Origin of the sequence: Clostridium sp. (assembly GCF_016650035.1) — a bacterium.
GTDB lineage: Bacteria > Bacillota > Clostridia > Clostridiales > Clostridiaceae > Clostridium_AD.
This window is the reverse complement of record NZ_JAENWM010000097.1, coordinates 1-13444: the sequence shown is the minus strand read 5'-3', so window position 1 is coordinate 13444 and position 13444 is coordinate 1. Positions and strand designations below refer to the sequence as shown.

Below are 13444 nucleotides of genomic sequence, written 5' to 3'. Positions count from 1 at the left end.
CCGTAACTGTACAGATACCCCATTCGGATCATAGACATAGAAATAGCGAGTTTGAATGTCAGGGTTCTGGATGGCAGAAGGGTTAAGACCTCTGTCCTGGGCAAGCTTATGCATTGAATCCAGCTTATCCGTCTCAAAGCAAATGAACATACCTTTGCCTTCAAACTTCTGACCTTGTGGCATGCAGACAAGTTCAATCTCAGTTTCTCCACTGCCATTCGTCAGAAATGCAACTTCTCCAGGTTCTGCTTTAAAGCGACGGTAAGTAGTTAGTTCTGTAATCGTCTCATAAAATTCAATAGATTCTTCCAAGTTGTTGACCATTAAGGTAACATGTTTAATATGCATAGTATATCTCCTTTTCATTGGTGCATTATGACATCAGTTTTTTACAAATGCGATGAAATGCTTTAATACCTCATTGATTTATATAATTATACCATTGAATTCAAAACCTCGCACCACTTCAACGGATTTTGTCTGTTCGCTTCCAAATTCTGCAAGGAACTTGACTGTTGGGATTAATTGTAAACTGAAAAAGAAAGAATAATAGCAAGTGAGTCCAGCATGTCCTCACTAGGAACCCAGGGTAGAAAAAATTTAATAATTGAGTGAAATTTTAATAATAAATATAATTTTGAGCTCAAAAATTATTTTGTTTTTTATTGTGATATACTTAATAGAATTACTTTATTTCTATTTTCTATTATTAATGGCCATTCTCTTATTTATTTTGATTTCATATGAAAATACATAAAAATTAATTGTTAACATATACTATTTATAATTTATATAGCTTAATAAAGGTGGGATCAACTTGAAAGAAAGCATTCACATTATAAGAAAGTTTGGTAAATATTTTAAAAAGCATTATATAATCTTGTTATCATTTCTTCTGCCTGCACTTATTTTGGGAATTGCCTATATAACTGTTGGAATTTTCCCCTTTGGTAATGGGAGTTTATTAATATCTGACTTATATCATCAATATGCTCCATTTATATCAGAATTACAGGACAAGCTCAAATCATCTTCAAGCCTGCTGTACTCTTGGTCAGGTGGTCTTGGGGTTAATTTCTTGCCTTTGTTTTCGTATTATCTGGCTAGCCCTTTAAATCTTATAACTATTTTGTTTCCAGCAGACTATTTGACTGAAGCAGTACTTGTGCTTACGCTTATAAAGGTAAGTCTTTCAGGGGCCTGTTTTGCCTTTTACTTAAAAATTGTGCATGGTGAAAAGGGGCTGGTTACTGTAGGTTTCTCCATACTTTATGCACTCTCTGGTTTTGTGCTTGCTTTTTCCTGGAATATTATGTGGATGGGCGCGATTTATCTTCTGCCCCTCATTATGATTGGGCTTGTAAACTTAGTACGGAAAGGTAAAGGTTTCTTTTTCTGCATTACTTTGGCCTTTGCTTTTTTATCTAATTTTTATATGGCTTTTTTTATTTGTTTTTTTACCTTGCTTTATTATCCGGTTTGTCTCTTTAAATATCATGATTTTAAGAAACCATCCTTGCTAATAAAAAGGACCGCTCAATTTGCAGGATTTTCACTGCTGTCCGGTGGGTTATCAGCGGTATTACTGCTGCCAACCTTTTTTCAATTGAAATCTACCTCGGCAGCAGGTGATATATTCCCAAAGACACTAACGAACTATTTTGATTTATTTGATTATATAACAAGACATTTTACAGCTGTATCTCCATCTATCCGTGAAGGTGCACCCAATATGTATTGTGGAATTGTTGTCCTAATACTCATCCCAATTTATTTTTTATGCAAAAGCATTCCACTAAAGGAGAAGTTATGGAATATTTCACTTCTTCTGGTTTTAACACTAAGCTTTAATATTAATATGTTGAATTTTATTTGGCATGGCTTTCATTATCCTAACCAGCTTCCATATCGATTTTCCTTTGTTTATATCTTTCTCGTATTGTCCCTCAGCTATGAAGCTTTTAATAAGCTGGCCGAATTTAGCGGTAAACAGATAGGCACTATTTGCTTATCTGTTCTGGGTGTTATTGTTATCTCACAAAAATTTGATAATTTATCAATTGGATTTCTTACTGTGTATATCAGTGCAGCTTTTATTATTTTATATGCAGCGGCTCTTACCATTGACCGTTCTTATAATATACGACCGTCCTTTAAAATTCTAATTGTATTTCTCGTATTGACTGCCGAGATAACCACTAATACCATTGTGACAATTGATAAAATTAATTCCACTGAAGGCTACTCAAATAGAAGCAGCTATGCAAGCGGAGAGGAATCTTCTAAAATTCGTGATGAGCTTTCTAATATTTCTGGGAAGGATAAAAGTTTTTATCGTTTGGAAATCCTACCACCCAAAACCACCAATGATCCTGCTCTGTATAATTATCCTGGCTTATCGATTTTTTCTTCCACCATATCTGAGAAGCCCGTAAAAATGCTTGAGAATCTCGGGTTTTCCAGCAACGGTATTAACAGTTACAGCTACGAGGGTTCCACAGCAATACTGGATTCTCTTCTCGGCATCAAATATCTGATTTATAGGAACTTAGATATTGAGGAAAAATTGTACAAACAGACTTCAGCTACGGATGATTTAAGGATTTTTACAAACCCTTATGTTTTGCCACTGGGCTTTCAATCCCCAAGTGGACTGAAGAAGTTCGACAGCAACTCGGGATCAAATCCACTTGAAACTCAGAATCTTCTTATAGAAGCTATTTGTGGTGTAAAGAATATTCTAACCCCTATTGACCAGAAGCAAGGAACTAAAAGTAACCTTGAATTTAACGGTCATGGCACAAATTACTACAACTTTAAGCGTGTTGATAAAGATAACATCTCTACAGCACATATAGATTTTACAATGGATAAGGGGGAGCAAGTCTACCTATACTATAAGGCGGCCTCTAATATGAAAGGCAGTGGATTTGTTACAGTTAATGGCAAAAAGATTGAATTTAGAGCAAAGCACTCAACTATAATTAATCTTGGATTTTTTGAGTCTAAATCTTCTGCAGATCTGCAAATTAATTTTGATAAGGAAAGTGGAGAATCCGGCAAATTTGAAGTATATGCCTATAGTTTGAATATACCTGCATTTAAGGAAGCAATGTCCCTTATCCGCGAAAAATCAATGACTATTGAAAACTTTACGGATACTAGCATCAGCGGTCAGGTGGAAACAGCAAGTGACGGACTGATGGTGATGTCTATACCTTTTGATAAGGGTTGGCATGTAAAGGTAGATAATCAGGAGGTAGAACCACAGGCTGTGGATGATTGCTTATTGAGCTTTGAATTATTAAAAGGCTCGCATAAGATTGAACTGTGGTTTTTTCCGGAAAAACTTTTCATCGGCATTATGATTACCTTGGTATCCGTTATAATACTAATATTTCTTTTTATAAAAAAGTCAGGCATCATGTTTTCTAGTATTAAAAATTATAGAAGGGGGGTTAAATAACAATGGAAAGGTCATTTATTACAGTTGTTATTCCCGTGTACAACGAAGAAAACCAAATCTATGAAAATATCAGTGTTATCAAGAAGTGTTTGGAAGAAACTGCTATAGAATTTATGATTTTGCTGGTTGATGATGGCTCAACTGACGGCACATGGTCCAGACTTAAAATGATTTCCGAAGAAATTCCATGTATAAAAGCATTGAGGCTTAGTAGGAACTTTGGCAAGGAGGCAGCACTTTGTGCAGGACTAGAAGCTGTAGAAGGAGATGGTTGTATAATCATGGACGCTGACCTGCAGCACCCACCCACATTAATACCTGAGATGATCAGGTTGTGGAAGGATGAGGGATATGAGGTTGTGGAGGGTGTTAAGGACTTGCGTGGAAATGAGAGCATTATTAAAAAAGTAGGGGCTAATTTATTTTATAAAATACTGAGCAAGCTTTCCGGGTTTAATATGCAGCAGTCTTCAGATTTCAAGCTATTGGATAAAAAAGTTGTATTGGCATGGCGCAGCATGAATGAGAGAAGTACATTCTTTAGGGGAATGTCAGCCTGGGTTGGGTATAATCGGATAAGTATCCCGTTTAATGTAGGAATCAGGACAAAAGGAGCGTCAAAGTGGTCTGTTTTTAATCTATGCGCGCTTGCAGTTAAGGCTATTACTTCCTTTTCATCATTTCCACTTTATATAGTTACTTTTATGGGAGTGTTTTTTCTTGCTGGTGCACTTCTGCTTGGAATGCAAACTTTGTACATGAAGCTTATGGGTATAGCATTGAGTGGGTTCACAACAGTTATTCTGCTGCTCCTCATTATTGGAAGTTGCTTAATGATAAGTCTTGGAGTTATAGGAACCTATATTGCAAGAATATATGAAGAAGTTAAATACAGGCCAAGATATATTGTTGCAGATGAAACTAAGAGTAGTGAGGATCTGCTTAATAAGTGAAGTAGAAGCGATAGGTATTTAAGTTTTCTGAAAATCGCTTAAGAAAAAGCTGCCCACTCAGTAGGCAGCCTGAAATTATTTTTCTTTGAATGCAAAAAACCTTTGTCCTACATAATTCAGTGCAGTAAATAGAACCATCCCAAAAAGCATAGAAAACTGTTCAACTATACTCTTTGATAAAGAAGTATTTGAAAGTATACTTGTTACAATTGGTTTTGAAATACTAAATGCTAGCAAATAACAAACAGCAATATTCACAGTAAATCTTAAGGCTGTTTTTACAGTAGATTCTTTATTTCTAAAAGTGAAACTTTTATTAAGGAAAAAACTTAGTATACTTGCTAATATATATGATGAGGTAGAAGAACCCCAATAGCCAAAGCTAGCTAAATTATAAAGCAAAAACATTATTGCGGTTCCAAATATTGTATTTATTATTCCTACTAATACGAATTTCAAAAACTTGATATCAAAAAATCCTCTTTGTCCCATAATTAAACTCCATCTTATACATTATTTGAATGAAAGATACACAGGTATATAACCGAGTGGTTACTAGAATTCTAATTATATCACATATTTGTGGACTTCCAATAAGATTTTAAATATGTATTGATAATATTAGCAAGTGGGCTGCAGGCATCCCAGTAGGATAACTATGACTTGGGAAAAACAGTAAACCAGGAATGATAACATCTTTAAACTTCTTTGCACTGAAGTAGATTAAATTAAAAGGGGTAAAATAGTGGGAATTATTAATTCATTTGATTTATCAGCATGGCAATGGGCATGGGTAATAATTTCAGCATTCTTAGTTGGATTTTCAAAGACGGGAATTAGTGGTTTTATGATGCCTGTTATACCAATCATTGCTAGCGTATTTGGAGGAAAAGAATCTACTGGAGTCATTCTTCCACTATTATTAATAGGGGATATTTTTGCACTGTACTATTATAATAGACATGCAAAATGGAACGATATAAAAAAGCTTTTGCCATGGACAATCATAGGGTTGGTAGTTGGTGTTATAGTGGGAAATTACATAAATGACAAACAATTTAAGATGGTTATATCTATTTCAGTTTTAATTTGTCTATTCACTTTAATTTATACTGAAAAAAAGGGTGAAAGTCTTAAAATTCCAAAAAATAAATGGTTTTATGCTCTAGCAGGTATTGCTACTGGGTTTACATCCATGATTGGAAATGCTGCCGGACCTATATTCAGTGTGTATTTGTTAACTATGAATTTTAAGAAGAATGATTTTATGGGAACAACAGCTTGGTTTTTCTTTCTTATCAATTTATCCAAAATGCCATTACAAATTTTCGTTTGGCATAATATTTTCGTTAAAACAATTATTCTTAGCATTGGTATGATTCCTGCAATTGCAGTAGGTGCAGTACTGGGTATGCTGGTGATTAAAAGGTTAAATGAAAAATACTTTCGATTTGTTATTATAGGAATGACAGCTATAGCAGCAATAAAGCTATTGATATAAATTGGCAATAGCAAGTGAGTCCAGCATGTCCTCACTAGGAACCCAGGGTAGAAAAAATTTACAAATGTAAGTGATAAGAGATTAAGAGTTCCACTTGCTGCTAATAATTAGTAAAAAAGATTATAAGAGGTGGAGTGAATGACTAATCATGTTCATTTAATGATTAAAACAGATATAGAACCTTTAGGAAAGTTAATGGGAAGAATAAGTGCATCATATACAAGATATTTTAATAAAAAGTAGCAACAAAAACTGTTCCAGCTGTGTTGCTAAAGAAACTTTCCTAAAAATGATTGAAACCAGAGCAGAAAGAATAGGTGCAAGTACTGGAATTGAAATAATTGAATCTATAAAAAAAGATTTAGCTAAAGAAAATAAAACTACTATTAGTATAGGCGAATAATTTCTTTCTAAAAGTATAGGGCCTACATACGAGTAAAAATGATATTATATGAAAGGATGATGAACAATGGACATAAAAAATATAGCAGTTTTAGGTACAGGAACAATGGGGTATGGAATAGCAATGTTATCAGCAAAAGCGGGGTTAAACGTTGTTATGTATGGTAGATCTGATGCAAGCTTAGATAGAGGATTTAACAGTATAAAATCTAGCTTAAATCGTTTAAAAGTAGAAGGAGAAATAGATGAAAGTAAATGTGTAGAGATTTTAAATAAGATAAAAGGAGTTAAAACTATTGAAAAAGCAGCTCAAGATGCTGATTTTATAATAGAAGCATTAGCTGAAAACTTGGAACTTAAGCAAAATATATTTAAACAGTTAGGTGAAATTTGTTCAGAAAGTATAATTCTAGCCTCAAATACTTCAGGACTTAGTCCAACAGACATAGCCAATGATGTCAAATATCCAGAGAGAGTAGTGATTGCACATTTTTGGAATCCACCATATTTAATTCCTTTAGTAGAAGTTGTTCCAGGTGCTAAAACATCACAAAATACAATGGAAATAACTACGAAATGGGTCGAATTTATTGGCAAGAAAGCTGTAAGAATGGAAAAGGAATGTTTAGGTTTTATAGGCAATCGTCTTCAACTTGCACTACTTCGCGAGGCATTATATATAGTTGAACAGGGATGGGCAAAACCTGAAGAAGTTGATAAAGCGATTGAGTACGGACATGGAAGAAGACTACCTGTTACAGGACCATTGTGCAGTGCTGATTTGGGAGGATTGGACATTTTTAACAATATATCTTCATATCTATTTAAGGATTTATGTAATGATGGATTACCTTCTAAGTTATTGCAAAGTAAAGTTGATGCAGGTGACTTAGGGAGTAAAAGTGGAAAAGGATTTTATAATTGGTCACCAGAAGAGTTAGAAATTAAGCAAAAGGAACGTGAAGAAGTGCTTTCATATTTTTTACAAAGAGACTTTCAAAAGACGTGAAATAAAAAATTAGGAAGCAGATAAAATTATAAAGGAATAGTGATTAAAAATGTCAATTATTTTCGAAACGAAACTCTTAAAAATTGGCCCACTACAAGTGATAAGAATACCTTTAGAATCAAGTGAAAAACTGCCTTCAAGGGGTATGGTTATGGTTCAAGGAACAATTAATAATATACCTTTTAAAGAACCATTGGAACCAGATGGTGAAGGTAGTCATTGGATAGAAGTAAGTACCTTATTAAGTAAAGAAGCTGAAGTATCTGTTAATGAAACTGTATTTTTAGAAATAGAAGCGAGCGATGAATGGATTGAACCAGCGATACCTAGTGACATTATGGATGCAATTATTAAATCAGATGTTTCAAACCAATGGAATTCTGTAACCACAAAAGCAAAGTGGGAATGGATTAGATGGATTCGTTCAACTATTAATCCAGAAACTCGTAATAGAAGAATTGAAGTAGCATGCTCTAAATTACAAAAAGGGAATAAAAGACCATGCTGTTTTGACACATCTCGTTGCACAGTAACTGATGTATCAAAATCCGGTGTACTATTAGATTAGTATAATTTCTATAAGAACAGGCATTGTTGAAAAGTAATGTCTTGTTTTTTTATGGGATGAATTAGGACCGTTATGTTATTTTGAATGAGATAAGTCAACACGTTATATTGAATAAAAAAATATATTAAAATCTAATACTAAGTTTAGAATTTGATCTAAGTCTAAGAAATCCTAGTTGGAAAAAAAATCCACCCAGGGTTTCTTGTGAGTAGCAACAGAGCTTGTTTGCTTCGCTTCCAAACTCTGTAAGGTGCCTGACCCTTGGGAATGATTGTAAACTAAAAAGAAAAAACAATGCTAACTGTATGGAAGCTAGGCTAAAGTAAAATATCTGATGTGGGTTTAGTAAATTATGTAACCTGATATCTTGTGCTTTATGTGGTAGCGGTGGAGAGGTTTTAGATATATTAGTTGAGCTATTTAATAATTTAAATAACACCAAATACAAAAATGATGGATACATAGAAGATGCGCAGGTAAGAATTATGGAAAGTCTTTACGTAAGCAACGAATATATATTAAGCGGTGAAAAAATCATGTATATGATCAGGAGGTTCTTAAGAGATGGATTCACAACCTTCTGGCAATAATTCTGAGCTATTATTCATAGAAACGGAAGAAGTTTAATTTTCGATAAAAGGAAATAAGGCCGCTACTGGATATGGAGAGTCAAAATTACTTACTACTATTATAGAAGGAAAAGAATGTATAGATGACATTTATATGTGTCTTTACTTTAAGGAATACACTTAGCAACAAAAACTGTTCCAGCTTTTGACAAGGGTCTGAGCCCTTACACAGATTGGAAGTGAAACAGACAAGATGTGTTACTATTTTCATGCTTCAGCTCTGTCCGTTAAACATACATACTATACAATGCTCTTCCAAACCAATCCAAATATTTCTTCTAATTTTTCATTAGACAGCACATCGAATTTTTGTTGATATAGTATTGTTCCTCTAATACTACCATAAATTAATTCACTCAATAAATTAACGTCAATATTAACTAATATATCGTCGTCTATACCCTTCTTTAACAATTCACCTGTAAAACTATAAATTTTTTGGATTTCTTCTTTATCCACTGTAGATACAAATGGAGAGTTTGAAAATAGTTCTAAAAAATTAAACTTTAGTTTATTGTTCGTTCCCCAAATAATCCAACTCTTCCAGAGAGCTTTTATATTTTTCTTAACTGATGCATCAACTTGAATATCTTCATGAATAGTATCATATAGTTCTTTTTTTGTTTCAATATAAAGTTCAGTTATTAATTCTTCTTTCGTTTTAAAATAATAGAAAAAAGTTCCATTAGACACCTCTGCTGCCTGAATAATTTTAGTCACAGGCGCACCATGAAATCCATATTCTACAAATATTTCCAAAGATGTTTTAATTATAGTATCTTTTTTGCTCATATCACACCTCCTACAAGAGTATTTACTCTATTTTATAATATCATTTATTCTTTGTCAATTGCATTTTTACATTATTATATAAATTTTTTTAAGAATTACTTTGCCATATTAGTTGTTGACAGAATTTTTTATAGAGTGTATACTCTTTTTATGGAGTGTTTACTCTAATATATTAAATTTAAAGGAGAGCTATTATGAAAAATAAAGTCGTTATGATTACAGGAACATCATCAGGATTAGGTTTAGAAACATCACTATTACTTGCATCAAAAGGTTATAAAGTTTACGCAACAATGAGAGATCTTAACAAAAAAAAAAATTAGTTGAGGCTGCGAAAGATAAAAACTTAGACATAAATATTAAAGCGCTTGATGTTACTAAATCAGATACTATTAATCAATGTGTTAGTGAAATATTAGAAGAAGAAGGTCAAATTGATATATTAATTAACAATGCAGGAGCTGGATTCATCCGAACAACAGAACATGCCAGCGAAGAAGAAATGATGTGGCAATTTGACGTAAACTTAATGGGAACTATTCATTGTACTAAATCTGTGCTGCCATCAATGCGCCAGAATAATGGTGGACATGTTATAAACATCACTTCCGTTGGTGGTTTAATTGGTCAACCATTTAATGAGTTGTACTGTGCTGCTAAGTTTGGTGTTGAAGGTTATACAGAGTCAATGGCTAGTTATATACAACCGGCTTTTAATATTAATTTTACGGCAATTGAACCAGGTGGTATTCGGTCTGAATTTGCTACTAACGTCTTAGAGCAATTCCAAGCAGGCGGCGGAATGAAGGACGATGCTTATAAATCATTATTAGAAGCTTATATTGCATCAGCACAAGGTCGAGCGGACTCAGGCATCTATCAAACATCTGAAGACGTTGCCGGTGTTATACTATCTTGTATAGAGATGAAAGAACCACCAATTCGGATGAGAACTTCTGAATGGGGTGAAGAATTTACGAAATACAAAACTAAAGCTGACCCAACAGGAAAGCTAGCTCAAAGCGCTGTGGCATTTAACCTTAAATAATATTGTATAATATTCAATAAATAAAGTGCTTAAAAAGAAAGAATTCAAGGAGAAATCAAATGCAATAATTATAGAAGGAAGAAGTCCACAAAGTCGTTTTTTTGAAGATGCAATAAAGATCCAACAAGCAACTGGTGCAATTGCTTGTTTTCAGACAGTAAAAGAAGATATAGAAAAACAAAAATCTGATGGTCGTGGTTATGCCTTTGAAATGATGGACAAAATATCTACAGGACTCGACGCGTCTATTATTATGCCTAAATATCCACTATCTCCCGAATACACTTACCAAGATTCAGACGAAAAGCTTTTAGCATTATATGAGAAAATTTTAGAAATAACACCAGCTGAAGACATTGTTATTATGGGAGATTCATCTGGTGGAGGACACTCTCTAGGTATGAGTTTATATCTTAAAGATAACGAATTACCTCAACATAGCAATGAAAAGCATGAGAGAAAAGATTAAGAAGGTATTTTCTAATAGAGTAACCTTAGGAAATGATATAAAAGATATGGTTAAAATAATAAATAGAAAAATAACTGGATTTAAGAATTATTATGCTTTGAATTACAGTGCTAAGCAACAGTTAAAGAAAATAGATTGGTATTTGACATTACGATTCACTAGTATGAAGTCAATAAACTGATAAAACTGTATGTGAAAGAAGTTGTGGTGTATAATAATTACAATATATAGAATAGGTAGAATAGGTAGGGGAGATATTTATGAATACAAAAATATTTTATTTTACATCAACAGGAAATTCGTTATATGTAGCTAAAAAAATAAAAGATGGTCTTTTAGGTGGAGACATTATATCTATGTCTAAGGCTCTAAAAATAGGAGCGTTTAATGGAGAAGCAGAAGTTATAATTCTGGTATATCCTATTCATTGTTTCTCATTACCAATAGCTGCAGAAAAATTTATATCCAAGTTAAATATAAGTAAGGATGCCTATATAGCTGCAGTGGGGGTTAGTGGTGGCGGTGGTGCTAAGGATAGCTTTCCACATATCAACCAGTTATTAAAAGGTAAGGGTGAAATATCCAATTACGAATGCATAAAATATATTTCAAATTACACAAGAGTTGGGAGAACCCCAACGGAGGAGAGAGCTCTTAAGGCTATCAATGAAAATGAAGATTTATTAAATAAATTTATAGAAAGCATTAAGAATAGAGAAGTTAAGAAGGTGAGTAGTAATAGAGGAACTGTAGCTAGAATTTTCCATAATACATGGAAAAATACTTATAAAAATAAGGATAAGGCTTTTAATGTAAATGAACAGTGCATTGGATGTGAAATGTGTAAGAAAATATGCCCAGTAGATGATATTCAAATGGTTGAAGGTAAACCAAAGTGGTTAGGAAAATGTACAGACTGTATGGCATGTATTAACATTTGTCCTAAAGAGGCAATAAATATAGGGAAGGGCACATTAAAAAAGAATAGATATAAGAATCCTTATATAAATGTTCAGGAGCTATTATAAGGGGAATTCATTGAATTTCCAACCCTGCCCTATATGCCATTATATATCCAATTTAAAACCAACAATAGTAAAACCAAATACTATGCTCGTCCAATTTAAATTTCCAAATGATTCAAAAAATCCTTTGTCAGGTTTATAAAATTTAGTTGCGATAAGAGCTATAATCGCTCCAGTCAAATACGTAATAAACAATGAAGAAAAAGGATTAGCAACAGAACTTGCGGCTAATCTTTTTAGAGCAACTCAAACTTATGGAAGTTAAAGCGCGAAAGGATTAAAGGAAAAGATAAAACTAATAAAATTCATTTCCAGGTAGGGAAAAAGGTTAGACAAACTATTGAAGAATTGGGTGGAACTATGCCTGGAGATTTACAAACTCCTAAAAAGAGTATAAAGAAAATTGAAAAAGAGCAGGAAAAGAAGTTGAAGGGAACTGTGCTAATTTTTGTACGGTTTTTTTTATTTTACAAAAATAATAAAATTTATATTTGTTTGGATTTTTGAATGGAAAGGAGATAGAAGTGGACCAGATGAGATTATGAATTCTCGGATGGGCTTTTTTTATCGAAAAATGTTAGAAAAAAATGATTGAAAATTATGTATATTAATGTTAAAATGTGGGCGATATTAGAAAAGTTTTACCTTTTTATCCGATTTTTATAGGAATAGATGAATTATGTGAGCAAACAATATCAACGAAATTCAGATGATACAGCATCATCATCTGAAAGAATATTGTCGGGTTTATAGTCAAAAGTATTTTGTGGTTAGAGCTTCAATTATAGCATGAAATAGAGGGTCAATGTTTTTTTATCTAAAAAACTCTGTAACCCTTGATATATAAAGAAAATATAAAAGGATAGTGTGAAAAAATTTACAAATACTATTTGATGCTACAAAAGGGACTTAGCATTAATAGTAATATATTTTCTTTATCAATGAAGGAACTTAGTTTACTATATGAGTATTGGTGCTTTATAAAGATAACTCCTTACTTAGAAAGAAGTATAAGCGAGTAAGCTCAGATTTTATAACTATTAACAGAGCGGGAATATTTGTTTCACTTAAAAAAGGAATAATCTCCACACTAGTATATGAAAATTCAAAAACAAGTGAAACCTTTAAGGTCAGTTATAACTCCAATAAATCTAGAAACACAAATTCAAAAAATGAAGGAAGCAAAACAATAACGCAAAAGCCAGATAATATATTATCTATGTAACATTCTATCTGGAGTTTCATTTTTAGATATTGAAGTTAAAGGGCAAGCACAAGGACATTCCATAAACCTTGTGATAAGTATCTTGAAGTAATTAGAAGAGGTATAAAGGAAATATATCCTGATATGGAAGATTTTACTTTCTTTAAAATAAATTTAAAACCAGATTAATTGCAACTAAATCATCTGAAGAAAACAATAGGAAAAGACAAAATAAACAGAAAGAGGAGATTAGAAAGGGGGATAAAATTATAGGTAAAAGAAACGACCAATGGGCTTCTATAAATGTTATAAAAAAAATGTGGTTATCATACATTGTAAAGAAAGCTTAAATATGTGGGGATGAGTTATTTAATTTAT

Annotated in this window: 13 protein-coding genes and 1 pseudogene; 11 read left to right on the top strand and 3 right to left on the bottom strand. The window is 32.7% G+C overall.

The window, feature by feature from the left end; translation table 11 throughout:
• The coding region (locus JJD95_RS17260) for a VOC family protein (protein WP_291644279.1) at positions 1 to 348 on the bottom strand (348 nt) is incomplete at its 3' end.
• A 469-nt stretch (positions 349 to 817) separates the two neighbouring features.
• Between JJD95_RS17260 and JJD95_RS17255 the strand changes: the two genes are divergently transcribed.
• Positions 818 to 3466 carry a YfhO family protein gene (locus tag JJD95_RS17255; protein ID WP_291644277.1) on the top strand — a complete coding sequence of 883 codons (2649 nt, stop codon included), beginning with the start codon at positions 818 to 820 and terminating at the stop codon, positions 3464 to 3466.
• Between the two features lie 2 nt (positions 3467 to 3468).
• Complete coding sequence (locus JJD95_RS17250) at positions 3469 to 4419, top strand: glycosyltransferase family 2 protein (RefSeq protein WP_291644275.1); 951 nt, start codon at positions 3469 to 3471, stop codon at positions 4417 to 4419.
• 75 nt (positions 4420 to 4494) lie between these two features.
• Here the strand turns inward: JJD95_RS17250 and JJD95_RS17245 are convergent, their stop codons facing one another.
• Positions 4495 to 4911: a GtrA family protein gene (locus JJD95_RS17245; protein WP_291644273.1), complete on the bottom strand. Its 417-nt coding sequence runs from the start codon at positions 4909 to 4911 to the stop codon at positions 4495 to 4497.
• 253 nt (positions 4912 to 5164) lie between these two features.
• Here JJD95_RS17245 and JJD95_RS17240 point away from each other — a divergent pair, with 253 nt between their 5' ends.
• The 3 genes from JJD95_RS17240 (at position 5165) to JJD95_RS17230 (ending at position 7899) form a co-directional block, all read left to right on the top strand.
• The gene (locus JJD95_RS17240; protein ID WP_291644271.1) at positions 5165 to 5920 is read left to right on the top strand and encodes a sulfite exporter TauE/SafE family protein; all 756 of its coding nucleotides are present in this window, start codon (positions 5165 to 5167) and stop codon (positions 5918 to 5920) included.
• Between the two features lie 469 nt (positions 5921 to 6389).
• Complete coding sequence (locus JJD95_RS17235) at positions 6390 to 7331, top strand: 3-hydroxyacyl-CoA dehydrogenase family protein (RefSeq protein WP_291644270.1); 942 nt, start codon at positions 6390 to 6392, stop codon at positions 7329 to 7331.
• A gap of 49 nt (positions 7332 to 7380) precedes the next feature.
• Entirely contained in the window at positions 7381 to 7899 is a 519-nt protein-coding gene (locus JJD95_RS17230; RefSeq protein ID WP_291644268.1) for a YdeI/OmpD-associated family protein, read from the top strand.
• 869 nt (positions 7900 to 8768) lie between these two features.
• On the opposite strand, the gene JJD95_RS17225 is transcribed toward JJD95_RS17230, so the two are convergent.
• The gene (locus JJD95_RS17225) at positions 8769 to 9320 is read right to left on the bottom strand and encodes a TetR/AcrR family transcriptional regulator (protein ID WP_291644266.1); all 552 of its coding nucleotides are present in this window, start codon (positions 9318 to 9320) and stop codon (positions 8769 to 8771) included.
• A 194-nt stretch (positions 9321 to 9514) separates the two neighbouring features.
• Here JJD95_RS17225 and JJD95_RS17220 point away from each other — a divergent pair, with 194 nt between their 5' ends.
• The 6 genes and pseudogenes from JJD95_RS17220 to JJD95_RS17190 all read left to right on the top strand — a co-directional run bounded on the left by JJD95_RS17220 (position 9515) and on the right by JJD95_RS17190 (position 13087).
• Positions 9515 to 9643 carry an SDR family NAD(P)-dependent oxidoreductase gene (locus JJD95_RS17220; protein ID WP_291644264.1) on the top strand — a complete coding sequence of 43 codons (129 nt, stop codon included), beginning with the start codon at positions 9515 to 9517 and terminating at the stop codon, positions 9641 to 9643.
• A gap of 14 nt (positions 9644 to 9657) precedes the next feature.
• Positions 9658 to 10368, top strand: a pseudogene (locus JJD95_RS17215) (SDR family NAD(P)-dependent oxidoreductase); the annotation flags it as partial.
• Positions 10369 to 10393: 25 nt separating this feature from the next.
• Entirely contained in the window at positions 10394 to 10837 is a 444-nt protein-coding gene (locus JJD95_RS17210; protein ID WP_291644262.1) for an alpha/beta hydrolase fold domain-containing protein, read from the top strand.
• On the top strand, positions 10821 to 11018 hold the full coding sequence (locus JJD95_RS17205) for a group II intron maturase-specific domain-containing protein (protein WP_291644260.1): 198 nt from the start codon (positions 10821 to 10823) through the stop codon (positions 11016 to 11018). The genes JJD95_RS17210 and JJD95_RS17205 overlap by 17 nt, the downstream gene beginning before the upstream one ends.
• 79 nt (positions 11019 to 11097) lie before the next feature.
• Positions 11098 to 11865 carry an EFR1 family ferrodoxin gene (locus JJD95_RS17200; protein ID WP_291644258.1) on the top strand — a complete coding sequence of 256 codons (768 nt, stop codon included), beginning with the start codon at positions 11098 to 11100 and terminating at the stop codon, positions 11863 to 11865.
• Between the two features lie 970 nt (positions 11866 to 12835).
• Positions 12836 to 13087, top strand: coding sequence for a nuclease domain-containing protein (locus JJD95_RS17190; RefSeq protein WP_291644281.1), 252 nt, complete (start codon positions 12836 to 12838; stop codon positions 13085 to 13087).
• The last annotated feature ends 357 nt before the right edge of the window (positions 13088 to 13444 follow it).